The organism is Oceanobacillus saliphilus (assembly GCF_023522835.1).
Taxonomy (GTDB): Bacteria; Bacillota; Bacilli; order Bacillales; family Amphibacillaceae; genus Oceanobacillus; species Oceanobacillus saliphilus.
Genome location: NZ_JALCZU010000271.1, coordinates 1 through 251, shown reverse-complemented (window position 1 = coordinate 251; position 251 = coordinate 1). Strand labels below are relative to the sequence as shown.

Here is a 251-nt window from a genome sequence, read left to right as displayed (position 1 = left end):
GACATGGACGGACAAACCGTTCGCCGCCGCCACAGCCGCGAATTCAAGCCCGATGAAACCCGCGCCCACCACAACGGCCTGACGGGCCGACGGCAACTGCGCACGCAGCCGCGCCGCGTCATCCATCGTCCGCAATGAGAACACGCCGCGCAGATCGATGCCGGGGATCGGCAGCGAGCGATTGCGCCCACCCGTGGCGATCACAAGCGTTTCGTAGGAAATCCTGGTGCCGTCCTCGCACAGAACCGAAC

Annotated in this window: 1 protein-coding gene; it reads right to left on the bottom strand. The window is 65.7% G+C overall.

What is annotated here, in order from left to right; all coding sequences use genetic code 11:
- Window positions 1-251 (bottom strand): FAD-dependent oxidoreductase (locus tag MN204_RS21135; protein ID WP_249873008.1); only part of this gene is annotated, 251 nt, incomplete at both ends.